The sequence below is a fragment of the Sphingomonas sp. S1-29 genome, from assembly GCF_026167545.1.
Classification (GTDB): Bacteria; Pseudomonadota; Alphaproteobacteria; order Sphingomonadales; family Sphingomonadaceae; genus Sphingomonas.
This window is the reverse complement of sequence record NZ_CP110678.1, coordinates 722597-746898: the sequence shown is the minus strand read 5'-3', so window position 1 is coordinate 746898 and position 24302 is coordinate 722597. Positions and strand designations below refer to the sequence as shown.

Here is a 24302-nt window from a genome sequence, read left to right as displayed (position 1 = left end):
CGAAACGAACGGGAAGCGTTGGGGCGGTGGGACCCGCCCCTTGGTTCAAACCCCCCGAACCAATTCGCGATCGGGCTCGAGCAGCCGGTGCAGATGCACCACGACATATTTCATCTCGGCATCGTCGACGGTCCGCTGGGCGGCGCCGCGCCAGGCCTTTTCGGCGCTCGCATAGTCGGCGAAGACCCCGACGATGTCGATCGTCTCCAGATCGTTGAAATCGAGCGTCCGCGGATCAGCCACGCGGCCGCCGAACACCAGATGCAGCTTGCTCATCGCTTGGGCCTTCCGGTTGTTGCAAATTCGCCCCGCGCATAAAGCACGGGGCGAAATCCTCAACCCGTCAGATGCTGCACCGCGGCGCAGCCAGGGTTCAAACGGTCTTGGCGCCGCTGCGTGCAGCCTGGATCACGGCTTCGACGACCGAGCCCGCCTTTTCCTTGGCGTTGCTCTTGTCGGGAACGAGCCCGCTGAGCTCCTGCTTACCCTGATCGCGTGCGGCGCGCACCGCAGCGCTCGCGCTTTCGTTCAGGCGCTTGCCAATCGGCCCCAGATGCCGCGCTTCGGCTTGGGTGCGCGGCAGCAACGCGCCGATCGCGACGCCGACTGCGATACCGCCGACCAATGCTGCCAGCGGGTTCGATTCGATGCCGTCGACTGCCTGATGCACCGCGTCGCCGGTGGTCTTGCGAGTCGTGTCATACGCATGGACGACGGTTTCACGCGTCTTGTCGACGGCGAGCGCGGTTTGCGCCTTGGTCGTGTCGAATGCCTGTGCTGCGGCGTCCTTGGTACGATCGACGATCGAGTGGTCGTGGTCGGTCATGTTCACATTCCTTGCTTAGCGGCGTCCTGCCGGCTGATGGTCGGAAATTCCTGGCTCAATTGGTCTTCAGGCTGCACCGCACGGCGGCGGCGGAACAGCCGATGCCGCGCCGCGAACAGCAGCACCGCCGCCAGCCCCGCCGCAGCCGCCCCCGGGCGCGCCCGGATTTCGCTGTTGGCGCTCTCGATCGCGGTCGCCGCTTTTACGCTGACGCGATCGGCGATCACCGCGGGGGTGAGCGCATGGCGGACGGCGTTGACGTCGGCCACCAATACCGCCCGTGCTGCATCGGCTTCGCGCCGCGCCATCTGTACCTTCGCGCTCATGACGTCATGTCCGACACCGGACGCGTCGCGCGGCGGAGCTTGCCCAGCGCCAGCCAGCTCAGCAGACCCGCCAATGCGAGGGTGGCAAATACCACTACCAACGTCGCCCAGCCCGGCCCGATCACCGGGGTCAGCGTGAGCACGATGCCCACCAGCGCCGCGATCAGTGCGGCTTGTGCGAGGGCCAATGCCGCAACGCCGAAGCCGATGCCAACCCCAGCATCACCGCCACGATCGCCGGCCAACGCCTTGTAATAGGCGAGCTCGGCCTGACTCCAGCGCTTGGCATCCTCGACCGTGCGCGCGACCAAGGTGGTCACGCCCGGTTGTTGCGGGTCACCGCCGATCGCCATGCCGTCGCTCCCCGTTCGCGATGTCGCCCAACGCGTCACGCGCGCGGAGTGCCACCGACGGTGGGATCGCTCGCGTCGGCGACGCCATCGACACCCGCCTTGATGATCCGCGCCAGCACGAAGCCGAGCGCTGCAGCGGTGCCAATCGCAATCGCCGGGCTCTTGCGGACGAAGACGCGGGCATCGTCGAGCAGCTCGTCGACTTCCTTATCACGGAGTGTTTCGGCGAAGCCACCGATCTGGTCGGCGGCCGACCGCGCATATTGGCCATATTGCGCGCCGAGCTTTTCATCGACCGTGTCGGCCGCATCGCTCATCATCCGCGAGAATTCGTCGAGCGCGCCCGATGCCTTCGCCTTGCCGTCGCCGGCGAACGAGCGCGCCTTGTCGGCCGCCTGGCTGCCAAGCTTGCTAGCTTCTTCCTTGATCGTCTCGGCGGCGGTGCGCTTGGCCTCGCTCGAGCCCATCTCCGACGCGGCGTCGAAATCGACATTGCCGGCGGTTTCGAGCTTGGGTGCGGGCTGGAAGCTGACCGTGTCGGTCGGTGCAGTGGGCTTGGGCGGTTCGAAGCCGGTTGGCTGGCTACCGTTCGTATTGTCTACCATTGGGATATCCTCCGTCGTTCGAACGAAGAACCGCAGGGCGCCTTCGCGGTTCCATCACGCTGACGAATTGCCCGCCGACTACGAACCCGATACAGGCGGCGGCGCCATTCTGGTCCCAACCGACATAGGGAGACCGTTACGTGACCGCAATCATCGACCTCCATGCCCGCCAAATCCTCGATAGCCGAGGGAACCCGACCGTAGAGGTCGACGTGTTGCTCGAAGACGGCAGCTTCGGCCGCGCCTCGGTGCCCTCGGGAGCCTCGACCGGTGCGCACGAGGCCGTCGAGCGCCGCGACGGCGACAAGGATCGCTGGATGGGCAAGGGCGTCACCCAGGCGGTCGAGGCGGTGAACGCCGAGATCGCCGAGGCGGTGCTGGGGATGGAGGCCGAGGATCAGGCCGATGTCGACCAGACGATGATCGAGCTCGACGGCACCGCGAACAAGCACCGGCTGGGCGCCAACGCGATCCTGGGCGTCAGCCTGGCGGTCGCCAAGGCTGCGTCCGAAGCGCGCGGGCTGCCGCTGTATCGCTATGTCGGCGGGATCGGCGCGCATCTGTTGCCGGTGCCGATGATGAACATCATCAATGGCGGCGAACACGCCGACAATCCGATCGATTTTCAGGAATTCATGGTGATGCCGGTGGGGGCCGACAGCATCGCCGAGGCGGTGCGTTGCGGTGCCGAAATCTTCCACACGCTCAAGAGGGGGCTGTCCGACAAGGGGCTGTCGATCTCGGTCGGCGACGAGGGCGGCTTTGCGCCGAACATCGCCAGCGCGACCGAAGCGCTCGACTTCATTATGTCGAGCATCGAGAAGGCGGGCTATCGCCCCGGCGAGGACGTGATGCTGGCGCTCGACTGCGCCGCGACCGAATTCTTCAAGGACGGCCAGTATGTGCTGGCGGGCGAGGGCCGCACGCTGACGCCGCATGCGATGGCCGAGTATCTCGCCGATCTGGCCGGGCGCTACCCGATCCTGTCGATCGAAGACGGCATGGCCGAGGATGATTTCGAGGGCTGGAAGCTGCTCACCGACAAGCTCGGCGCCAAGGTGCAGATCGTCGGCGACGACCTGTTCGTCACCAATCCCGAGCGGCTGGCTGACGGCATCGAACGCGGGTTGGCGAATTCGTTGCTGGTGAAGGTCAACCAGATCGGGACGCTTACCGAGACGCTCGAGGCGGTGAACATGGCGCATCGTGCGCGTTATACCGCGGTAATGTCGCATCGTTCGGGCGAGACCGAGGATACGACGATCGCCGATCTCGCGGTCGCCACCAATTGCGGGCAGATCAAGACCGGCAGCCTCGCGCGGTCGGACCGGTTGGCCAAGTACAACCAGCTGATCCGCATCGAGGAGGAATTGGGCGATTCGGCGCGCTATGCCGGGCGCGACATCCTGCGCAACTTCGCTTGATTCGCGGAGCGTAAGCGTCGATAGCTGGGCGATGCTCCGCGTCGCCCAGAAATCGAAGCTCCAGATGATGCTGCAGAGCGCGGGCATGCCGGCGCTCGCGATCATTTTCATGGGGTTCTTCGGCTATTATGCGGTGCTCGGCCCCAATGGCGTCGTCGCCTATCGCGAATATACCCGCCAGATCGAGCGCAAGGAGGTCGAGTTCGCCGCGCTCGAAAAGCGCCGCGCCGAACTGCGCAACGAAGTGCGGCTGCTCGATCCGCAGCGCGGCGCAAACCCCGACATGGTCGACGAACTGGTCCGCAAGGAACTGAACGTCGCACATCCCGACGAGATCATCGTTCCGCTGAACTGATTTTGCGCAGCTGACCGTATCGCCTTTCCGTTCGTTTCGAGCGAAGTCGAGAAACCGGGCTTGGCGCTTCATCAGCGTTTCTCGACTTCGCTCAAAACGAACGGGGGAGGGTGTCCGAGAACGCTGCGGACGATATGCGGCACCTGCCACCCACACGCGGAAAATCCCCTACGGCGTTGCGCATCCCGGACAAACGCGCTTATAGCCGCCTCCACTGCTTCCCGCTCCCCAGGAACGAGGTTTATCCGATCGTGGCCAAGGCACCGGCGCGTACCGCCAACAGCGAACCCGCAACCCCCAATCGCGAGCGGCCCGAACAGCCCACGCGCTACGAAGCCTCGAAAGAAGAGCTTCTCGATTTCTACCAGCAGATGCTGCTGATCCGCCGCTTCGAGGAAAAGGCCGGCCAGCTCTATGGCCTCGGCCTGATCGGCGGCTTCTGCCATCTGTATATCGGCCAGGAGGCCGTCGCGGTGGGGCTCCAGTCGGCGCTGCAGCCCGGCAAGGACAGCGTCATCACCGGCTATCGCGACCATGGCCATATGCTGGCCTATGGCATCGATCCCAAGGTGATCATGGCCGAGCTGACCGGGCGCGCTGCGGGTATCTCGCAGGGCAAGGGCGGGTCGATGCACATGTTCTCGACCGAGCATAAGTTCTTCGGCGGCCACGGTATCGTCGGTGCGCAGGTGTCGCTCGGCGCCGGGCTTGCGTTCAAGCACAAGTATGACGAGGATGGCGGCGTCTGCCTGACCTATTTCGGCGACGGCGCCGCGAACCAGGGCCAGGTGTACGAGAGCTTCAACATGGCCGAGCTGTGGAAGCTGCCGATCATCTTCGTGATCGAGAACAACCAATACGCGATGGGCACATCGGTCAACCGCGCGTCGGCCGAGGACCAGCTCTACAAGCGCGGTGAGAGCTTCCGCATCCCGGGGCTGCAGATCGACGGCATGGACGTACTCGCCTGCCGTGCCGCTGCCGAGACGGCGCTGGCATGGGTCCGCGCTGGCAAGGGGCCGATCATCCTCGAGATGAAGACCTATCGCTATCGCGGCCATTCGATGTCCGATCCGGCGAAATACCGCTCGCGCGAGGAAGTGCAGGCGATGCGCGACAAGTCCGACCCGATCGAGGCGCTCAAGCGCGAGCTCGAAGCGATCGGCGTGACCGAGGCCGAATTGAAGGCGACCGAGCAGGCGATCCGCAAGGTGGTGAACGAAGCCGCCGATTTCGCCGAATCGACCCCCGAGCCCGCTCCGGCCGAATTGTACACCGACGTCCTGGTGGAGAAGTATTGAGATGGCGATCGAACTGAAGATGCCGGCGCTGTCGCCCACGATGGAAGAGGGCACGCTGGCCAAGTGGCTGGTCAAGGAAGGCGACGCGGTCAAATCGGGCGACATCCTTGCCGAGATCGAAACCGACAAGGCGACGATGGAATTCGAGGCGATCGACGAAGGCATCGTGTCGCAAATCCTGGTTGCCGAGGGCACCGATGGCGTGAAGGTCGGAACGGTCATCGCGATGATCGCCGAGGAAGGTGAGGACGCTTCCGCTGCGCCCGCGCCCAAGGCCGAGACTCCGAAAACCGAAACGCCGTCGGACCAGCAGGCCGAGCCGATCACCGCCGGCGGCGGCGCGGCCGAACCCAAGGAAACCGGCACGACCCAGCTGACGCAGTCGGCGGAGAAGACCGGCGAGCGCCAGCCCGAGATCCCAGCCGGGACCGAAATGGTGAAGACCACCGTCCGCGAAGCGCTGCGCGACGCGATGGCCGAAGAGATGCGGGCGGACCCCCGGGTCTTCGTGATGGGCGAGGAAGTCGCCGAATATCAGGGTGCGTACAAGGTCACGCAGGGGCTGCTCGAGGAATTCGGTGCCAAGCGCGTGATCGACACACCGATTACCGAATATGGCTTTGCCGGCATCGGCACCGGCGCGGCGATGGGCGGCCTGCGCCCGATCGTCGAGTTCATGACCTTCAACTTCGCGATGCAGGCGATCGACCACATCATCAATTCGGCGGCCAAGACCAATTACATGTCGGGCGGCCAGATGCGTTGCCCGGTTGTGTTCCGCGGTCCCAACGGCGCTGCCAGCCGCGTCGGCGCGCAGCATTCGCAGAATTACGGCCCCTGGTATGCCAGCGTTCCCGGCCTGATCGTGATCGCGCCCTATGACGCCGCCGATGCCAAGGGCTTGCTCAAGGCGGCGATCCGCACCCAGGATCCGGTCGTCTTCCTCGAAAACGAGCTGATGTACGGGCGCAGCTTCGACGTGCCCAAGCTCGACGATTTCGTGCTGCCGATCGGCAAGGCGCGGATCATGAAGCCGGGCAAGGACGTGACGATCGTCAGTTATTCGATCGGCGTCGGCCTTGCGCTCGAAGCCGCCGAGACGCTGGCGGGCGAGGGGATCGACGCCGAGGTGATCGACCTGCGGACGCTGCGCCCGCTCGACACCGCGACGGTGCTGGAGAGCTTGAAGAAGACCAACCGCATGGTCGTGGTCGAGGAAGGCTGGCCGACCTGCTCGATCGCTTCCGAGCTGGCAGCGGTGGTGATGGAGCAGGGCTTCGACGATCTCGACGCCCCGGTGCTGCGCGTCGCCAACGAAGACGTGCCGCTGCCCTATGCCGCCAACCTCGAGAAGCTGGCGCTGATCGATGCCGCGCGGGTGGTGGCTGCGGTGAAGAAGGTGACGTACAAGGCTTGAGAGCCGTACCGGGCGCCGTGTATCATCGGCGCCCGGTAGTTTCAGCAGGTTGACGGCGTGACGCCTGGGGACGTGAAGATCCCGTTGTTTGGCCCCCCCGTATTCCGCCGCTCGCGGACCATCATCGATGCGATTTCGATCATCGTGCGGGACGGAACCAGCCGTTCGGATACCAGCGGCGTATATTCATAATATACTTCGACGAACATGGTGACGCCATCGGGGAGGACCATCGCCCTCCGCCCGGTAGGCCCGATCCCGTTGAGATTTTCGTCGCCCTGAATTCCGTAACTCGACGCGTGTGGCTTCGCGCCCTTGCAGCGCTGCCAACGAATGCGCGCCAGCGTCCCGGTGGCCATCGGCTCGAGGCTTGAAAGAATGACGCGACCGTTCTCCAACAGATCGAGTTCACCCGATTGATAGTCTGCTCCCGTGAACAAATCTTCGATGTCGGCTTCATTGACTTTCTTGGCTTCCCGCCGACCGCCAAGCCCGACCCGTGCCGAGTTGTCAGCAAGGTGGAGCGCCAGCTGGCTCAACCGCATCCGCGTAATGATGTAGTTCGTCAGTTCGGCGCCGGTTAGGCTCAGGGTAAGCAGAAGCGGCAGCGCCAGCGCGAACTCGGTAAGCGCGACGCCGCCGCGTGAAGCGACGAGCCGGCGAGCCAAGCGGCCGGGAAGGGCGCACGTGATCATGAGCAATTCCGCCAAATGGCGGCGGCATAGCTACCTTGATCATTGTAGGGCTGGTTGCGTAGCACCGTCGTCGCGGCGACTTCACGGTGCTGGCTGCTACCGATCATCTTCCACAACGGAAAGATCGCATCATATTTTACGGTCACCCGATACAGTACGGCGTCCTTCGCCCCGCCTTGCCCTTCGTTGCCACCATCCGCATCCCATACATTGTTGAGATTGGCGTCTTCGTAGGACTCGCCTTCGTCGCATCGTTGATTGGCATTCGTGTCACGAAACTCTTCGGGGGTTTGGGCAGCCGCTTCGGAAAAGGTACGATAGAAGCGCCGGTCGAAACTGATATCCGCATCGGCCGGCACCAGATATGCCACCTGATCTTCGACCGATGCGTTGAGCGCCGCGGCGGCACTTTGCGGGTCGTTGCTTTCTAACGTCGAGTCGCGGCTCGCCTTTTGCATCGCTCCTTCCATCACGGCACGGAGGTAAAGCGCATGCGCGACATCGAACGAGCCGATCAGCAACAGGCAGAGTACTGGCGCAACGATCGCGAACTCGACGAGCGCTGCGCCGCGCGGATCGCCCGCTAGCGCAATCGCTTTGTGCCGACGGTTCATCGCGTCAGCCTCAGTTGTGAGATGTCGTCCGCGATGCGGCGAAACGTCTGCTGTAGCTGGGTAGAATTTGCGGCGTGGAAGTAATAGGTGTCCGCCGTTGCACAATCCTTCAGTCGTTGGTTCGTCGTCGCATTGGTGGCGTCGCCGAAGGAGATGACCCAGAGCGTGATCCCTTGTGGCGCCATATTCGTGATCTGGTTGCACAGAGCGGTGAACCGAGCATTCACTTGATTGTTCATGTCGTTATTGGACGGTCTACTGCTGGTTTGCCGCTGGTCGAACCAGCCGACACCATAAGCGGTATAATCGTAGTTGTTTGCTACCGTGTCGCCATCGGTCATGAAGATCAGGTGCCGGTCGATTTCGCCGCCGCGATTGGTGAACTCATTCTCGGACTTGAAAATGCCATTGGCCGAAAGGAAGCGAGCGCCCCACAATATGCCGATGTCGTGGTAGGTGTTGCCGCTCGGCGTAAGGCTGTCGACATAGTCCTCGAAATTGCTGGCGTTCGGCCACTCCTGCAGCTTCCGCGCTTCGGTTGGACAATAGTCTGCCGGATTGGCGTAACGCGCATAAGTATCGACAGCGCTGTCGTCGAAAGCGCCGGTGCCCGACGCACTGCCCGAGCGGCGCACGAACACATCGCTGGGCAAGGCGGGCGCCCACCGCGTGTCGTCGTTCGTGGGCAGGAGGTTGATGTCCAGATCATATGCGGTATTCGGGATCGGCCAATAGCTGCCTGCCTTTACCGTCTTGCGTTCCTCGATGCAGCCGGGCCAGGCAGTGGTGATCGTACGCCCGTTTTCGGTGCGGGTGAAACTGCGGCGGTCGCCTGTCTTCAGGCCACCGACGTTGATCGTTCGCTGATGATAGCGCCAGACATCGACATAGTCCTGACGGCGATAGCGACAATATTCTCGCCCGCGCCAGTCATAGCCGCGCGCAAACTCGGTATTCAATTGCGTCGTTGAATTGGTTTTGCCGCAACTTTCCCAGTCGGTGTCATATTGCACCGTCCAACCGCTGAATTGGTACGTGCGGCCTTGATAGTCGAATTCGTTGCGGAAATATTCCGACGGGATGAGCCGCCCGACATTGACGTTTGTGTTATAGGGCACAAACCCGAAGCGGAGCTGAACCTGATCGCCGGTGCCGCCGCTGGGTGCGTCGCCATCGCACGCCGCATCGGTATCGAGCCGGGCGACGATCTCGTAGAAGCATTTTACCGCCTTCTTCAGGCCGTCCATCTTCCGCGTGCTGTCGCCGGGTATATTCTGGTCCATCGACCCGGTGACGTCGAGCACGAACATGACGTCGGTGTTTGCCAGCCGCATCTCGGCGTCGCAGGCCACGGTCAGCGTTTCGGTCGTGCGTCCGAACACGCGCATCAATGTCATCGGCAATTGTGCCGTTGCTACGCCGGTCACCTTGCCGGCGCTTTCAGCGAACGTGGCGTCGACGCTCGTCGAGCCATAAGCATCCGATTCAATATTCGCGTCGAAATACTGATCGGCGATCTGGCGCGGTTTGTAGGAGTTCTGCGACCACTGGCCGCTTCCCATTGCCTTGCGACCGGCCAGCGCCCCTGCGTCGCACGCATGCTGCAACCGCGTCTTGACGATGTACATGCGCGACAAATCGAAGCCGCCGCCTACCATGCCGATCAGCGGCACGATGCTGGCCGCGACGATCGCCATCACGTTGGCCCGCGTGTCTTTGGACAGCCGCGCAAGGAAGCCCATGGCTCCATTCCGCTTCCTGCCTGGCCAGTTGATCATGCGCCGCCTTCGTTTGACATCATTGCTCAACCGCGGCGTATGGGCGCTCAAGCTATAAATGTGATTGAAGGCTTATGGTAAACGCCGGTGAAACCACCGAAGCGGTCGAAAATCGATATGTCGCGGCGAGCGATGCCGAGCGGTCGTTGGCGCTGTCTTATGCAGGTGACGCCCGCGCGCGCGCGGGACTCGCCGCGATGCTCGCGCTCGACGCTACGTTCGGCAACGTCATGCGCTCCGCCCGCGACCCGATGCTCGCGCAGATGCGGCTTACCTGGTGGCATGACGCGCTGACCAAGCTCGACACCGCGCCGCCGCCTGCCGCGCCGATCCTGCAGGCGTTGGCAGCAGACGTGCTGCCGCTTGGGGTCAAGGGCGCTGAATTGGCGGGGTTGATCGAAGGGTGGGAGGCGCTGGCCGAGGGCGAACCGGGCGATCGGGCGGTGCGCCTGGCCTATGCCCGGCAGCGCGGTGGGCATCTGTTCGCGCTTGCGGCGCGCTTGTTGGGCGATGCTCGGTTCGACACGGCGGGGGCGGGGCAGGGCTGGGCGCTCGCCGATCTGGCGCGCAACCTCGCCGACCCGGCTGCGGCCGCCGCCGCGCGCACCGAAGCGGAGACCGCACTGGCGCCGGCGCTGGCCCGCCGTTGGCCCGGCTCGCTTCGCAGCCTGGGCGCCCTGGCGCACATCGCCGCGATGGACCTTCGCACCCCTGCCGACCAGCCGCTTCCCGCCGCCACGCCCGGGCGGGTCGCGCGGCTTGCATGGCATCGGATGACCGGCCGCTAGGGACTTGTCGCGATTGCCAGATCGGCTAGCTTTTGCCCCGACACCGGGGCTGGGGGAGAAGGCCGATGTGGCGGTATTTGGTGGGGGGAGCGGCTGCGCTCGCGCTGGGATTGGCGGGGATGTTCCTGTTCGAAGGCAGCGCCAGCCAGGAGGTGGCGTTGCCGCCGCCGCCCGGGGCCGCCGCCGCACCGGGTGACGCGCCCGCGCTGCCCGATCGGGTGGCCGAGGCGACGCCCAAGACGCGCGAGGAGCGCCGCTTCGATCGCTACGACAAGGATAGCGACGACGGCGTCACGCGCGAGGAATATCTCGCCACCCGACGCAAGGCCTTTGCCAAGCTGGACAGCGATGGCGACGGGCGGCTGTCGTTCGACGAATGGGCGGTTAAGACGACGACCAAATTCGCTGCCGCCGACCGCGATAAATCGAACATACTCAATCGAGCCGAGTTCGCCACCACTGCGGTCAAGCGCAAGGCGCCGCGCCGCGCTGCGAACTGTCCGCCGCCGCGCGAGGACGAGGGCTGACGGCCGCGGCTACTCGGCAGCGGCCGCCGTCACCTCAACATCTGGCGCCCAGCGCGCGAACGCATCACGCGCTCGCGCGGTGTAGAGCAGCTTGCGGTCGGGCTTCTTGATCTTCTTGCCTTCGTACGCGATCGGCGGGAACAGCCCGAAATTGACGTTCATCGGCTGATAGGTCGCAGCATCGGCATCGCCGGTGATGTGCGCCAGCAGCGCGCCGAACGCGGTTTCGACCGGCGGCGGCGCGAGCGTCTGCCCCGCCAACTCGGCGGCGGCGAAGCGTCCCGCGAGCAGCCCGATCGCCGAGCTTTCGACATAGCCCTCGCATCCGGTGATCTGCCCGGCGAAGCGCAGGTTGGGCCGCGACTTCAGCCGCAACGTGCGATCGAGCAGATCGGGCGAGCGGATGAAGGTGTTGCGATGCAGCCCGCCCAGCCGCGCGAACTCGGCATTTTCCAGGCCGGGAATGGTGCGGAAGATGCGGACCTGTTCGGCGTGCTTCAGCTTGGTCTGGAAGCCGACCATGTTCCACAACGTGCCCGATGCGTTGTCCTGGCGCAGCTGGACGCACGCATAGGGCCAGCGCCCGGTGCGCGGATCATCGAGCCCGACGCCCTTCATCGGCCCGAAGCGCGGCGTGTCGAGCCCACGCTCGGCCATCACCTCGATCGGCATGCAGCCGTCGAAATAGGGGACATTCTCCCATTCGCGGAACGACGCCTTCTCGCCCGCCATCATCGCGGCGTGGAAGGCGAGATACTGGTCCTTGTCGAGCGGGCAGTTGATATAGTCCTTGCCGTCGCCGCCCGGCCCCGCCTTGTCCCAGCGCGACTGCTTCCAAGCGATGCTCATGTCGATGCTCTCGGCATGGACGATCGGCGCGATCGCGTCGAAGAACGCCAGCGCATCGGCGCCGGTCGCGCCGGCAATGCTGTCGGCGAGGATCGGCGCGGTGAGCGGGCCGGTGGCGATGATCGCGGGGCCGTCGGTGGGAAGCGTGTCGACGCGCTCGCGCACGATGTTGATGTTGGGGTGCGCCGCCAGCGCGCGGGTGACCGATGCGGCGAATTCGTCCCGATCGACCGCGAGCGCCGAGCCCGCGGGCACCTGGTGCGCATCGGCCTGCGCCATGATGATCGATCCCAGCGCGCGCATTTCGGCGTGGAGCAGCCCGACCGCGTTGCGCTCGGCATCGTCCGATCGGAAGCTGTTCGAACAGACGAGTTCGGCCAGCGAGTCGGTCTGGTGCGCGGGCGTGCCGTCGCCACCGCCGCGCATTTCGGAGAGCTTGACCCGCCAGCCGGCATTGGCGAGCTGCCATGCCGCTTCGGACCCGGCGAGCCCGCCGCCGATGATATGGATATCGTGTTCGCCGCTCACGGTGATGGGCTCGTCCTTTTGCGCTGGGTGGGTGGGAAACAGGTAGGGCATCGGGGCGGCGAAGGACAGGGGGGCGAAAGGCGGGCGAGCTTTGACCGGGCGCACGCCGTCCCTATATCGCGGCGATGCAAACCGTGTTCACCATCGGCTATGAAGGCGCGACTGTCGACGAGCTGCTCTCGGCGCTCGAGCGCGCAGGGGTGCAGCGGCTGATCGACGTCCGGCAGTTGCCGCTCTCGCGCCGCCCAGGTTTTTCCAAGACCGGGCTTGCGGCAGCGCTGGCCGAGCGCGGGATCGACTATGTCCATCTGAAGGCGCTCGGCACCCCCAAGCCGGGGCGCGACGCTGCCAAGAAGGGCGATCGCGCGACGCTCGAGGCGGTCTATGCCGGCCAGCTCGAGCTGCCCGAAACGCAGGTGCAAGCGGCGCAGATGCGCGAGCTGATCGCCGACAAACCGTCGGCACTGCTGTGCTTCGAGCGCGACCCTTGCGTATGCCATCGTACGCTGTTGCTGGCCGCCGAAGGTGGCGGCGCGAAGGTCGTCGACCTGTTCGCGGGTGAGGCTTTAGCATGATGCCTTTACCCCGATCCGTTCGCCCTGAGCACGGCGAAGGGCCGTTCATCGTTGTTCCAATGGCATCGCGGCTCAAAGAAAAAACGGTGCTTCGACAAGCTCAGCACGAACGGGGAAAGGGCAGATCAACCTAGCCGGTAACGGGCAGCCGCACCGTGCCGTCACCCAGCCGTTCGAGCGGGCCATAGGCGACCACCGCTTCGAGCGGCAGCCGGCCATAGATATGTGGGAACAGCGCGCCGCCACGGCTTTCCTCCCAACGCACCGTATCGCCCAGCGCCGCCAGATCGACCGCCGCGACGTGGAGGTCGGTCTGGCCGGCGAAATGCTTGTCGACCGTCTCGGTCAACTGCGCCTGCGTCGACAGATGGATATAGCCATCGGCCACATCCACCGGCGCGCCGGCGAAGTTATCGGCTTCGAGCGCCGTCATCTGCTCGCCGGTCAGCACCTTGTACGCGGTGGTTGGGGTGTCGCTCATGCCTCGTCGTCGATGTTGCCGTCGTCTTCGGGGATGGTCTCGCTGATCGTGTCGGGGCCGGTGCCGTCGTCGAGGGTGATCGCCTTGTCGGGATCGGCGGCGGGTGCCTCGGCGATCTCGCTGGCGATCATTTCCTCGGCTTCGTTCTCGGGCGAGGGCTCCTCGTCGATCAGCGCGACGCCGACGACATGCTCGTTTGCCGCGACGTTGAACAGCCGCACGCCCGCCGATCCGCGACCGATGACGCGCAGGCCATTGTCGCTGCCGCCGGCATCCTCGCCCACCGCGCGGCGCTCGATTGGGATGCGGATCAGCTTGGCCTGGTCGGTGACGAGCATCAACTGGTCGCCGAACTTCACCGGGAAGCTCGCGACGACGCGGCCGTTGCGCGCGATATTGTCGATATTGGTCACGCCCTGACCGCCGCGGCCGATGCGGCGATATTCATAGGCCGACGACAATTTGCCATAGCCGTTGGCGCACACCGTCAGGATGAACTGTTCGGATTGCGCCATCAGGTCGAAGCGTTCGCGATCTTCCATCTCGCCTTCGCGCGCGGCCTTCCAGGGTGCGAAGCGCAGATATTCCTCGCGCTCCTCCTGCGTGGTGCCGACGCGGTGGAGGATCGATGCCGAGATGACCTCGTCGCCTTCGCGCAGCGTCATGCCGCGCACGCCGGTGGCGGTGCGGCTCTGGAACTCGCGAATGTCGGTCGCGGCGAAGCGGATCGCCTTGCCCTCGCGGCTGGCGAGCAGCACGTCGTCGCCTTCGGTGAGCAGCGCGACGCCGATCAGCCGATCGCTGCTGTCATCCTCGAAGCGCATCGCGATCTTGCCGGCGGTCGGCACGTTGGTGAACGCATCCATCGAATTGCGCCGGACGGTGCCGCTCGCGGTCGCGAACACGACGCCGAGCTTTGCCCATTCCTCCTCGTCCTCGGGGAGCGGCAGGACGGTCGAGATTACTTCGCCATTGGCCAGCGGCAGCAGGTTCACCATCGGACGCCCGCGCGTGGCGGGGCCGCCCTCGGGCAGCTTCCACACCTTCATCCGATAGACCTTGCCCGCGGTCGAGAAGAACAACACCGGGGTGTGCGTCGAGGTGACGAACAAATTGGTGATCGCGTCCTCGTCCTTGGTCGCCATGCCGGCGCGGCCCTTGCCGCCACGTGCCTGAGCGCGGAAGGTGGCGAGCGGGGTGCGCTTGATGTAGCCCTCCATCGTCACCGTCACGACCATTTCCTCACGCTCGATGAGGTCTTCGTCGTCGATGCCGTCGGCAGCAGCCGCGATCTCGGTCTTGCGCGGGGTGGCGAAGGCGGCGCGCACCTCGACCAGTTCCTCGCGCAGCACCGCGTACAGCTTGGCGCGGTCGCCCAGGATCGCGAGCAATTCTGTGATGACCGCGGCCAGCGCCGCCAGCTCGTTGCCGATCTCGTCGCGCCCGAGCGCGGTAAGGCGATGCAGCCGCAGGTCGAGGATCGCGCGGACCTGAAGGTCCGACAGGCGATAAGTGTCGCCCGAAATCTCGGTTTCCACCGCTTCGACCAGCTTGATGTACTGCGCGATCTCGGCGACCGGCCATTCGCGCACCAGCAATTTGTTGCGCGCTTCGGCGGGGCTCGACGAGCCGCGGATGATCTTCACCACCTCGTCGAGGTTGGTGACCGCCACGACCAGGCCAAGCAACAGATGCGCCCGGTCCCGCGCCTTGGCGAGTTCGAACTTCGACCGGCGGGTGATCACCTCTTCGCGGAACTTCACGAAGGCATCGATGATGTCGCGCAGGTTCAGCAATTCGGGGCGACCGCCGCGGATCGCGAGCATGTTGGCCGAAAAGCTCGATTGCGCCGGCGTGTGCCGCCACAATTGGTTGAGCACGACATCGGCCGTCGCATCGCGCTTCAGGTCGATGACGATGCGAACGCCCTCGCGGTTCGATTCGTCGCGAATGTCGCTGACGCCCTCGATGCGCTTGTCCTTGGCGGCTTCGGCGATCTTTTCGACCAGCCCGTTCTTGCCGGTCTGGAACGGGATTTCGGTGAGCACGATCGAGCGCCGCTCGCCGCGCTGCTCAAGGATGTGGCGGCTGCGCAGGATGATCGACCCGCGCCCGGTCTCGAACGCCGAACGGATGCCCGCGCGCCCCAGGATGATCGCCCCGGTCGGGAAATCCGGCCCCTGGACGATGTCGAGCAACGCTTCGGTAGTCAGCGGCTCGCCGCCGGTGGATGCGTCGACATAAGCGATGCAGGCGTCGACCACTTCGCCCAGATTATGCGGCGGCACGTTGGTCGCCATGCCGACCGCGATACCGCCCGCGCCGTTGACGAGCAGATTGGGGAAGCGCGCAGGGAGAACCGACGGCTCGCTTTCCGAACCATCATAGTTCGGCGTGAAATCGACGGTATCCTTGTCGAGATCGTCGAGCAGCGCATTGGCGACCTTGGCAAGCCGCGACTCGGTGTAGCGCATCGCGGCGGGCGGATCGGGATCCATCGACCCGAAATTGCCCTGACCGTCGACCAGCGGCACCCGCATCGACCAATCCTGCGCCATCCGCGCCAGCGCGTCATAGATCGAGCTGTCGCCATGCGGGTGATATTTACCCATGACGTCGCCGACGATGCGCGCCGATTTGCGATACGGCTTGCCCGCGACATAGCCGCTTTCATACGCCGAATAGAGGATGCGGCGGTGGACTGGCTTCAGCCCGTCGCGCACATCGGGCAGCGCGCGCGCGACGATGACCGACATGGCATAGTCGAGATAGCTCGCCTTCATCTCGTCGACGATCGAGATCGGGGAAATATCGGAAGGGTCCGCGAGGACGGTCTCGTCGGTCAAGGCTGGTTTTCGCTTTCGGGTTGGGTGGTTGATTTGGGTCTAGTACGCGGGCGCGCGCCTGCCAAGCCTTGGCGCCTGGGGCGCGTGCCCCAACGTCCCGTTCGTTTCGAGCGAAGTCGCGAAACCAAGCCCGGTACTCCAAGCCCCGTTTCTCGACTGCGCTCGAAACGAACGGACAGCTTCGAGGCTTACCCGAAGATCGCCACCCCCTGCATCGCCTCGACCACCGGTTCGCCCGCCGCGTTCCAGATCGTCATCCGCTGGCTCGAATAGCCGTCGACCGCGCGATCGGCCTTGGCGTGGAGCAGCCACCAGCCATTGTCGGTCGCGGGTGCAGGCGTCAGCACGTTGACGATCCAGGTCAGCGAGCTGATCGGCACCGGCGCATCGAACAGCCGGAACGCCGCCGGCGGTAGCGCGTCGCCGATTGCCATGAGCTCGACCAGCGGATCGATCGCGGCACGGTCGCGCAAGCGGACCCAGCGCAGCCATTCGGCGGGGGCGAGCGCCGATTGGTCGTCGAGATATTCGAAATTGCCGGTGAAGAAATGATCGGGGCCGGTGTGCGTGGTGGCATCGGCGGGCGGGGGCGTTCGCGGGGCGCGTGCGGCGGCGTCGTGCGCCACGCTCGAGTCGATCGCCGCTATGAACACGAAGGTCGCGCGCAGCCCCAGGCCGGCGTCGCCCGTGACATCGGCCTGGATGAAGGCGGCATTGCGCCCGCGCCGCAGCTTGGTCGCGGTTGCGCGAATATCGCCGGCCAATGGGCCGATGAAGCTGATCTGCGCCGATCGCAGCGGCGGCAGCTCGGGCTCGCAGCGTTGCGCCGCGTGCAGCGCCAGCGCGGTTGAGAGCCCGCCATAGGCGGTGCGGCCCTGCATCCAGTCGGCGGGGATCGCTGCGCTGAACCCCGCCTCGATCGGCTGGGGGCTGGTCAGGATATCGCGGATCGGGGTCATGGCGCGCCTTTCGTTCACCGTCGGCGTGCATCCATACGCGTTGTTCGAAACGTCGCTACCGCAAATATCGTCGCACCCGCCAGTGCTTTCGCGATATGGGGGCGCCTACCGCCGAAATACCCGATCGAAAACCATACCCGATCCTCGCAAAGCTGCTACACAGGCGGAATATCAGGAGAGGCATGATGGCAAGCGCACCCGAGATCGACTCAGCGACCGACCCGATGGCGACGTTCCGCGGCGAGGCACGCGCCTGGCTCGCGGCGAACTTCCCGCCCGAGTTGAAGGGCAAGGAAAACCCGATGTCGGCGGTCGACGGCCCCGACGAGGCGAGCGACGCCGAACGCCGCTGGAAGGCGGCGATGGGCGACAAGGGCTGGGGGGTGCCGACCTGGCCGAGCCAATATGGCGGCGGCGGACTAAGCCGCGCCGAGGCGCGGGTGCTGCAGGAAGAGATGGCGCGCGCGGGGGCGTGGAACCCGATCGGCGGCATGGGGGTGATGATGTTCGGCCCGACGCTGCTCGAATATGGCAGCGAGGCGCAGAAGGCCGAGCATATCCCGGCGATTGTGCGCGGCGAGGTGCGTTGGTGCCAGGGCTATTCGGAGCCCAATGCCGGATCGGACCTCGCCAACATCCAGACCTCGGCGATCGATGCCGGCGACCATTATATCGTCAACGGGCAGAAGACCTGGACCTCGGGCGGGCAATGGGCCGACAAATGCTTCGCGCTGGTGCGCACCGACAAGGGCCACAAACATGCCGGCATCAGCTTCCTGCTCATCGACATGGACGCCCCCGGTGTCGAGACCAAGCCGATCCGGCTGATTTCGGGCCAATCGCCCTTTTGCGAAACCTTCTTCGCCGATGTGAAGGTGGCCAAGGCCAATCTGGTCGGTGCCGAGGGACAGGGATGGGAGATCGGCACCCGCCTGCTCCAGCATGAGCGGTCGAGCCTGTCGGGCGGTGGCAGTGCCAGCCGGTTGTTCGCGGGAACGCCGCTTGGGCAAATGGCGCTCGACTATCGCGGCGCCGATGATGCCGGGCGGCTGAGCGATGCCGATCTGCGGCTGCGGATCGTCCGCCACGAAATGGACGTTCGCGCCTTCGCGCTGACGCTGCGACGCGCCGCGCTCGAATCGAAATCGAATGCGGGACCATCGGCGACGTCGTCGATCATGAAGAATGTCGGCGCGCGGATCACCCAGGACCGCGCCGAACTCGCGATCGAGGTGATGGGGATGCAGGGCCTAGGCTGGGAAGGCGAGGGGTTCAGCGAGGACGAACTCGCGCAGACCCGCACCTGGCTGTGGGGCAAGGCGGTGTCGATCTATGGTGGATCGACCGAGATCCAGAACAATGTGATCGCCAAGCGGATCCTCGGGATGACCGAGGCGAAATAGGCCGCGATGCGTCGCCCCAGCGAAAGCTGGGGCATCGATGGAACGAAGCGCGCGCTAGCCGCGCGAGACCCCAGCCTGCGCTGGGGTGACGGAGGGTGAGATGGCAATATTGAGCGAAGACCAGACGATGCTGCGCGATATGGCGCGGGAATGGGCCGATAACGAAGCGCCGGTGGCGGCGTTTCGCAAGACCCGCGACGCCGCGCCGCCCGAGGGATATGATGCCGCGCTTTGGCAGGCGCAGGCCGAAATGGGCTGGGCCGGCGTGCTGGTGCCCGAAGCGCATGGCGGGGCCGGCATGGGGTTCCTGTCGCTGGGCCTGGTGCTCGAACAGCTCGGCCGCAATCTGGTCGCCTCGCCGCTGGCGGCGACCGCGGCGGCGACCAGCGCGCTGATGCTCGGGGGATCGCAGGCGCAGCAGGCCGAATGGCTGCCGCGGATCGCCGCAGGCGAGATCGTCGCGACGCTGGCGATCGACGACGGGCCGCATTTCGCGCCTGATCGGATCGCCACCCGCGTCGAAGCCGGCCAGCTCACCGGCACCAAGGCATTCGTCGCCGAGGGCGACAGCGCGACGTTGTTCGTGGTCGCTGCCACCGATGGGCTGTATCTGGTGAGCGGCGAGCAGGGCGTCACTCGCAACACCCGCAAGCTCGCCGATGCGCGAAGCCATGCAGAGATCGTCTTCACCGACGCGCCTGCGCAAAAGTTGACCGAAGGCGGCGAGCAGCTGTTGCGCCAGGTCACCGATCGCGCCGCCGCCGCCACCGCCGCCGAAATGCTTGGCATGGCGGAGTCGGCGTTCGCGCAGGTCAACGACTATCTCAAGCAGCGCGTCCAGTTCGGCCAGCCGCTGTCGACCTTCCAGGCGCTGCAGCATCGCATGGCCAGGATGTTCACCGAACTCGAGCTGATGCGATCGGCGGTCGAAGGCGCGCTCGAGGCGATCGACGCCAAGCGTTCGGATGTCGACCAGGCGGTGAGCCTCGCCAAGGCGATCGCCGGTGACACGCTCAACCTGGTCAGCCGCGAGATGGTGCAGCTCTATGGCGGGGTCGGCATGACCGATGAATATGACGCCGGCTTCTACCTCAAACGCGCGCGCGTGCTCGAGGCGATGTGGGGCAACGCCGCCTGGCACCGCGAGCGCTTTGCCAAGCTGAACGGCTACTGAGCGGTATCGGTTGTCGAACGCAACTTTTAGGAATTGGGGTATGGTGCGTTGCGGCGATGGTAATTCCGCAACATACCCTTAGGAATGGTGGCGGTAACGCTAATCATCTTCTTGACGCTCGGCTTCAGCTGGGCTTAATTCGAGCTAACGGTATGCATCGAACGACAGATGCGGCCCTTGGAGGAGATGATGATGAAACGGCAGCTGCTCACCGCCTGTGGGGTTCCCGCGCTGGTTCTGGCTTTGGCTAACCCGGCCGCCGCGCAGGACGCCAGCGCCACCGCGACCGAAGCCGCCGTGACAACGCAGGATGAGGACCCCTCACAGGATACCAGCCGCGACATCGTCATCACCGCCCAAGGCCGCGCGCAGGCGCTCGCCGACGTGCCGATCGCGGTCTCGGCGGTCACCTCCGAAAGCCTGGCGCTGTCGGGCGCCAACGACATTCGCCAACTCAACCAACTCGCGCCGTCGTTGCTGGTGTCCTCGACCGGGTCCGAAGCCAATGGTTCGGCGCGGATCCGCGGCATCGGCACCGTCGGCGACAATCCGGGCCTCGAAAGCTCGGTCGTCACCTTCATCGACGGCGTCTATCGTTCGCGCTCGGGCATCGGCCTCAACGAACTCGGCGAGATCGACCGGATCGAGGTGCTGCGCGGGCCGCAGGGAACGCTCGGCGGGCGCAACTCGTCGGCGGGCCTTATCAGCATCGTCAGCAAGCGCCCCGAATTCGAGTTCGGCGGCAACGGCGAGGTTACCTACGGCAATTATGATTTCTGGCGGCTTGCAGGCAGCCTGACCGGTCCGATCACCCAGACGCTCGCCGCCCGCGTCGACGGCGTGTTCGTCAAGCGCGACGGTTTCTATAACGATCCGGCGAACGGCACGACGATCAACGATCGTGATCGCTACTTTGTCCGCGGCCAGTTGCTGTTCCAGCCCACGTCGGACATCGATTTCCGTCTCATCGGCGATTACAGCAAGCGTGACGAAAATTGCTGCGCCGCGACCTATGTCGACAGCTCGGTCAATCCGTTCATCGGCAATCTCAACAATCCCGCCACCCCGATCACCACCGGGCTCCCGCGCGGCAACAACATCATTAACGTGCTGACCGCGCTCGGCCAGAATCCCGCAGCGTTCAACCAGGGCTATAGCCGCGACGTATCGGTGACGCCGGGTCGCGATTATGGCAGCGCATCGGAAGACTGGGGCGTGTCGGGCCAGCTGGACTGGCGCTTCGGCGACGTCTCGCTGACCTCGATCACCGCCTATCGCACCTATTATAATTCGCAGGGTGGCGATCTCGATTACGGTACGCCCGATTTGCTTTACAATGCCAGCGGCGACGGTAATTCGCGGCTGTTCAAGACCTTCACGCAGGAGCTGCGGCTGCAGGGCAGCCTGTTCGACGACAAGCTCGACTGGCTGGTCGGCGGCTTCTTCCTCGACGAAAAGATCCGGGTGAACAGCAACCTGCGCTTCGGCCGGCAATATGGCCAGTTCGCTGCCTGCCGGATCATCACCGGCGGCGCGCTCGCGGCGCTGTATTCGCCGACCAGCCCCGGCTGCGTCGCGCCCGGGGTCGGCCCGGCGACGTTGGCGGGCGCAGGCAGCCCCGACATCGCTGCGGGCTTTGCGCGGCTGAGCACGCTCAGCGACCTGGGCTCGACGGGCGAAACCTATCGCCAGGACACGCGTAGCTTCGCCGCGTTTACCCACAACATCATCCACCTCACCGACACGCTCGATCTGACCTTGGGGCTTCGCTACACCGACGAGCGCAAGCGCTTCTCGGCGTCGTTCAACAACGACAATACCGTCTGCACCTTCCTGCAATCGACGGTGTCGGACGAAGCCTTCAGCCCGACTTCGACCGCGACTCAGCGCGCGCTTGGCCAGGCGCTGCTCGGGCTTGGCTGCCAGGGCAATTCGACCGCCGAATTGAACGGTGTCAGCATCGACGACGAGCGCAACGAAAGCGAATTCACCGGCACGGCGGTGCTGTCGTGGAAGGCGACCGACGACCTCCTGCTCTACGGCAGCTTCACGCGCGGCTATAAGGCGGGCGGCTTCAACCTCGACAAATCGGCGCTCAAGCTGCCGGTGCAGACCTTCGCATCGGTCGGGGGCGCGCAGGCGCTTGCGGGCAATTTGCAGTTCGATCCAGAGACGGTGAACGCCTATGAAATCGGTGCCAAATATGCGACCGGTCCCTTCAGCGTCTCGGTTGCGGGCTTCCGCCAGGAGTTCAAGAACTTCCAGCTGAACACTTTCGACGGCACCGTCTTCATCGTCCAGAACGTCAATGGTTGCACCGACGGGCTGAACGGCGGCGATCGCGACCAGAGCAAGTTCCCCGCCGCCGCCAATTACAGCGCTGCCGCAGCGGCAACCGGGGCATGCGATACCGACAATCTGGGCTATGGTGTGCTCGCACAGGGCGTCGAGCTCGAGGCGCAATTGGCGCCGATCCGCGATCTGCGCATCGCGGTGGGGCTGACCTATGCCGACACCAAGTTCCGCGACAACCTGGTCGGCAATGATCGTGGCCAGCCGCTTAACCAGGCGCTGCGCAAGCTGCCCGGCGACAATCTGTCGAACGCGCCCGAGATCGTCGCGACCTCGTCGGTCGCCTGGACCCCCGATATCGGCAGCAGCGGGCTGTCGGGGCTGTTCTATATCGACGGTCGCCTGACCGACGATTTCAACACCGGGTCGGACCTGTTCCCGCAAAAGGAACAGGACAGCTTCTTCCTGGTTAACGCGCGCGTCGGCGTGCGCGGTCCCGATCAGCGCTGGGCGGTCGAGCTGTGGGCGCAGAACCTGCTCGACAAGAATTATGCGCAGGTTGCCTTCAACTCGCCGTTCCAGGAAGGCGCCGCCAACGCCGCGTTCCAGGATCCGCAATATCCCGGCGGGCGGCAGATTTTTTCGCAGTACCTCGCCGAGCCGCGGACCTATGGCGTGACGCTTCGCGGCAGCTTCTGAGCCCGCGTGACACCGGCGGTTCGGGGGAGCCGCCGGTGTCGAACCTCAGGGGGGCAACCGACCCGGGCGCGAGCAACAAGGACGATGCGTGACCGAACCCCAGACGCTGGCCGCCCATGCGATCGCCGATGAAAAGGCGATCCGCCGCCGCGGCGTTACGCTCGCACTGCTCACCACCACCTATTTCTTCAGCTATATGGATCGACAGATCCTCGCGATCCTGCAGGAGCTGATCAAGGCCGACCTGCAGCTCAGCGATACCCAGCTCGGCTTGCTGTCCGGTTTGGCCTTCGCGTTGTTCTACGCGACGCTCGGCATTCCGGTCGCGCGGCTGGCCGATCGGTTCAACCGCAAGAACATCGTCGCGCTGAGCCTTGCCGCGTGGAGCGCGATGACCGCGGTCGGCGGGCTGGCGCAAAACTTCACCCAGTTGCTGCTCGCGCGGATCGGGGTGGGGATCGGCGAGGCGGGATCGTCACCGCCGAGCCATTCGATTATCGCCGATCTGTATCCGCCCGATCGCCGCGCTGGGGCGATGGGGGTGTTTTCGCTCGGCGTCGTGCTCGGCAGCGCGATCGGCACCTCGGTGGGCGGGCTGGTCGCCGCGGCGTTCGGCTGGCGCACCGCGATGTATGTCATCGGCATGCCCGGCGTGGTGCTCGCGCTGATCGTCTGGCTGTTCGTCGTCGAGCCGCGCCGCGGCCTCTCGGACCCCAACCGCGCGCCCGATGCCGCCAAGGAACCGATGCCGAGCCTCGCGCAGGGCTTCGCTTCGCTCGCGGCTTCGGGGCCGGCGCTCCACCTGGTCGCCGCGGTGACGCTGACCTCGATGATCGGCTATGGGCTCACCGCCTGGGGGCCGAGCTATATGCAGCGCTCCTTGGGGATCGGGGTGCGCGATATCTCGCTCTATGTCGCGTTGCCCGGCGGGCTGTTCGGCATCGCCTCGGCAGTCGGCGGCGGCAAGATCGCCGACTGGCTCGCGCGGCGCCACGGGCTGCACGCGCAGAGCACGATGGTCGCGGTGCTCAAGACGCTGGCGCTGCCCTTCACCCTGGGCTTCTTTTTGTTCGACCAGCCGGTGCTCGCGATCGGATCGTATTTTCTCTATATCCTGTTCGCCAACAGCTATCTCGGGCCGACCTTCGCGCTGATCCAGGGGCTCGCCCCGCTGCGGCTGCGCGCCTTGTGGGCGGCGATCACCTTGCTGGTGATCAACCTGATCGGGCTGGGCGCCGGGCCGACCTTGGTGGGGGTGATCAGCGATCTGCTGAAGCCGAGCTTCGGCGAGGATTCGCTGCGCTGGTCGATGATGCTGTTCGCCGCGGTGACGCCCTGGGCGATCTTCCATTATTGGCGCGCGGGGGTGTTGCTGAAGCGCGCGGGGTGACTGCTCCCCTCCCTGGAAGGGAGGGGCTGGGGGTGGGTAGAGGCCAGGAGTACGGGTGGGGCGTCGCGCGCGGATGCCGTATGTCGGTCACTCGACC

At 65.2% G+C, this 24302-nt stretch carries 23 protein-coding genes; 11 read left to right on the top strand and 12 right to left on the bottom strand.

What is annotated here, in order from left to right; genetic code table 11:
- Positions 1-45 precede the first annotated feature (45 nt).
- The 5 genes from OKW76_RS03480 to OKW76_RS03460 form a co-directional block, all read right to left on the bottom strand.
- On the bottom strand, positions 46-276 hold the full coding sequence (locus OKW76_RS03480; protein WP_265551179.1) for a DUF4170 domain-containing protein: 231 nt from the start codon (positions 274-276) through the stop codon (positions 46-48).
- 97 nt (positions 277-373) lie between these two features.
- Complete coding sequence (locus OKW76_RS03475; protein WP_265551177.1) at positions 374-826, bottom strand: hypothetical protein; 453 nt, start codon at positions 824-826, stop codon at positions 374-376.
- 2 nt (positions 827-828) lie between these two features.
- Positions 829-1152, bottom strand: coding sequence for a hypothetical protein (locus tag OKW76_RS03470; protein ID WP_265551175.1), 324 nt, complete (start codon positions 1150-1152; stop codon positions 829-831).
- Positions 1149-1505: a phage holin family protein gene (locus OKW76_RS03465; RefSeq protein ID WP_265551173.1), complete on the bottom strand. Its 357-nt coding sequence runs from the start codon at positions 1503-1505 to the stop codon at positions 1149-1151. The genes OKW76_RS03470 and OKW76_RS03465 overlap by 4 nt, the downstream gene beginning before the upstream one ends.
- 35 nt (positions 1506-1540) lie before the next feature.
- On the bottom strand, positions 1541-2110 hold the full coding sequence (locus OKW76_RS03460) for a hypothetical protein (protein WP_265551171.1): 570 nt from the start codon (positions 2108-2110) through the stop codon (positions 1541-1543).
- Between the two features lie 140 nt (positions 2111-2250).
- On the opposite strand from OKW76_RS03460, the gene eno reads away from it, so the two are divergent.
- The 4 genes from eno (at position 2251) to OKW76_RS03440 (ending at position 6607) form a co-directional block, all read left to right on the top strand.
- Positions 2251-3534 (top strand): phosphopyruvate hydratase, encoded by a 1284-nt coding sequence (gene eno / locus OKW76_RS03455; protein WP_265551169.1) that lies wholly within the window; start codon positions 2251-2253, stop codon positions 3532-3534.
- Between the two features lie 31 nt (positions 3535-3565).
- Positions 3566-3889, top strand: coding sequence for an FtsB family cell division protein (locus OKW76_RS03450; RefSeq protein WP_265551166.1), 324 nt, complete (start codon positions 3566-3568; stop codon positions 3887-3889).
- 251 nt (positions 3890-4140) lie between these two features.
- A complete protein-coding gene (gene pdhA, locus OKW76_RS03445; protein ID WP_265551164.1) occupies positions 4141-5190 on the top strand; it encodes a pyruvate dehydrogenase (acetyl-transferring) E1 component subunit alpha in 1050 nt (349 codons plus the stop codon).
- A 1-nt stretch (position 5191) separates the two neighbouring features.
- Positions 5192-6607 carry a pyruvate dehydrogenase complex E1 component subunit beta gene (locus OKW76_RS03440; RefSeq protein WP_265551163.1) on the top strand — a complete coding sequence of 472 codons (1416 nt, stop codon included), beginning with the start codon at positions 5192-5194 and terminating at the stop codon, positions 6605-6607.
- 41 nt (positions 6608-6648) lie between these two features.
- Here OKW76_RS03440 and OKW76_RS03435 read toward each other — a convergent pair whose 3' ends face one another.
- From OKW76_RS03435 to OKW76_RS03425, 3 genes are read right to left on the bottom strand one after another with little or no spacing between them, the layout of a single operon-like run.
- Entirely contained in the window at positions 6649-7317 is a 669-nt protein-coding gene (locus tag OKW76_RS03435; RefSeq protein WP_265551161.1) for a TadE/TadG family type IV pilus assembly protein, read from the bottom strand.
- Complete coding sequence (locus tag OKW76_RS03430) at positions 7299-7916, bottom strand: TadE/TadG family type IV pilus assembly protein (RefSeq protein ID WP_265551159.1); 618 nt, start codon at positions 7914-7916, stop codon at positions 7299-7301. Before OKW76_RS03430 ends, OKW76_RS03435 begins: the two co-directional genes overlap by 19 nt.
- Positions 7913-9694, bottom strand: coding sequence for a TadE/TadG family type IV pilus assembly protein (locus tag OKW76_RS03425; RefSeq protein ID WP_265551156.1), 1782 nt, complete (start codon positions 9692-9694; stop codon positions 7913-7915). Before OKW76_RS03425 ends, OKW76_RS03430 begins: the two co-directional genes overlap by 4 nt.
- A gap of 74 nt (positions 9695-9768) precedes the next feature.
- Here OKW76_RS03425 and OKW76_RS03420 point away from each other — a divergent pair, with 74 nt between their 5' ends.
- Both OKW76_RS03420 and OKW76_RS03415 read left to right on the top strand, forming a co-directional pair.
- Positions 9769-10482 (top strand): squalene/phytoene synthase family protein, encoded by a 714-nt coding sequence (locus tag OKW76_RS03420; protein WP_265551154.1) that lies wholly within the window; start codon positions 9769-9771, stop codon positions 10480-10482.
- A gap of 65 nt (positions 10483-10547) precedes the next feature.
- The gene (locus tag OKW76_RS03415) at positions 10548-11009 is read left to right on the top strand and encodes a histidine kinase (protein WP_265551152.1); all 462 of its coding nucleotides are present in this window, start codon (positions 10548-10550) and stop codon (positions 11007-11009) included.
- A gap of 9 nt (positions 11010-11018) precedes the next feature.
- Here the strand turns inward: OKW76_RS03415 and trmFO are convergent, their stop codons facing one another.
- Positions 11019-12386: a methylenetetrahydrofolate--tRNA-(uracil(54)-C(5))-methyltransferase (FADH(2)-oxidizing) TrmFO gene (gene trmFO, locus OKW76_RS03410; protein ID WP_265551150.1), complete on the bottom strand. Its 1368-nt coding sequence runs from the start codon at positions 12384-12386 to the stop codon at positions 11019-11021.
- 125 nt (positions 12387-12511) lie between these two features.
- Here trmFO and OKW76_RS03405 point away from each other — a divergent pair, with 125 nt between their 5' ends.
- Complete coding sequence (locus OKW76_RS03405; protein WP_265551148.1) at positions 12512-12961, top strand: DUF488 family protein; 450 nt, start codon at positions 12512-12514, stop codon at positions 12959-12961.
- 130 nt (positions 12962-13091) lie between these two features.
- Here the strand turns inward: OKW76_RS03405 and OKW76_RS03400 are convergent, their stop codons facing one another.
- The 3 genes from OKW76_RS03400 to OKW76_RS03390 form a co-directional block, all read right to left on the bottom strand.
- Positions 13092-13442 (bottom strand): DUF952 domain-containing protein, encoded by a 351-nt coding sequence (locus OKW76_RS03400; RefSeq protein ID WP_265551146.1) that lies wholly within the window; start codon positions 13440-13442, stop codon positions 13092-13094.
- Positions 13439-16288, bottom strand: a complete 2850-nt coding sequence (gyrA, locus tag OKW76_RS03395; RefSeq protein WP_265551144.1) for a DNA gyrase subunit A — start codon at positions 16286-16288, stop codon at positions 13439-13441. Before gyrA ends, OKW76_RS03400 begins: the two co-directional genes overlap by 4 nt.
- Before the next feature lie 188 nt (positions 16289-16476).
- Entirely contained in the window at positions 16477-17247 is a 771-nt protein-coding gene (locus tag OKW76_RS03390) for a thioesterase family protein (RefSeq protein WP_265551142.1), read from the bottom strand.
- Between the two features lie 185 nt (positions 17248-17432).
- Between OKW76_RS03390 and OKW76_RS03385 the strand changes: the two genes are divergently transcribed.
- From OKW76_RS03385 to OKW76_RS03370, 4 genes are all read left to right on the top strand, one after another.
- Positions 17433-18650, top strand: coding sequence for an acyl-CoA dehydrogenase family protein (locus OKW76_RS03385; protein ID WP_265552746.1), 1218 nt, complete (start codon positions 17433-17435; stop codon positions 18648-18650).
- A gap of 100 nt (positions 18651-18750) precedes the next feature.
- Positions 18751-19824: an acyl-CoA dehydrogenase family protein gene (locus OKW76_RS03380; RefSeq protein WP_265551140.1), complete on the top strand. Its 1074-nt coding sequence runs from the start codon at positions 18751-18753 to the stop codon at positions 19822-19824.
- Between the two features lie 189 nt (positions 19825-20013).
- Positions 20014-22815, top strand: a complete 2802-nt coding sequence (locus OKW76_RS03375) for a TonB-dependent receptor (protein ID WP_416221840.1) — start codon at positions 20014-20016, stop codon at positions 22813-22815.
- Positions 22816-22903: 88 nt separating this feature from the next.
- On the top strand, positions 22904-24205 hold the full coding sequence (locus OKW76_RS03370; protein ID WP_265551137.1) for a spinster family MFS transporter: 1302 nt from the start codon (positions 22904-22906) through the stop codon (positions 24203-24205).
- The last annotated feature ends 97 nt before the right edge of the window (positions 24206-24302 follow it).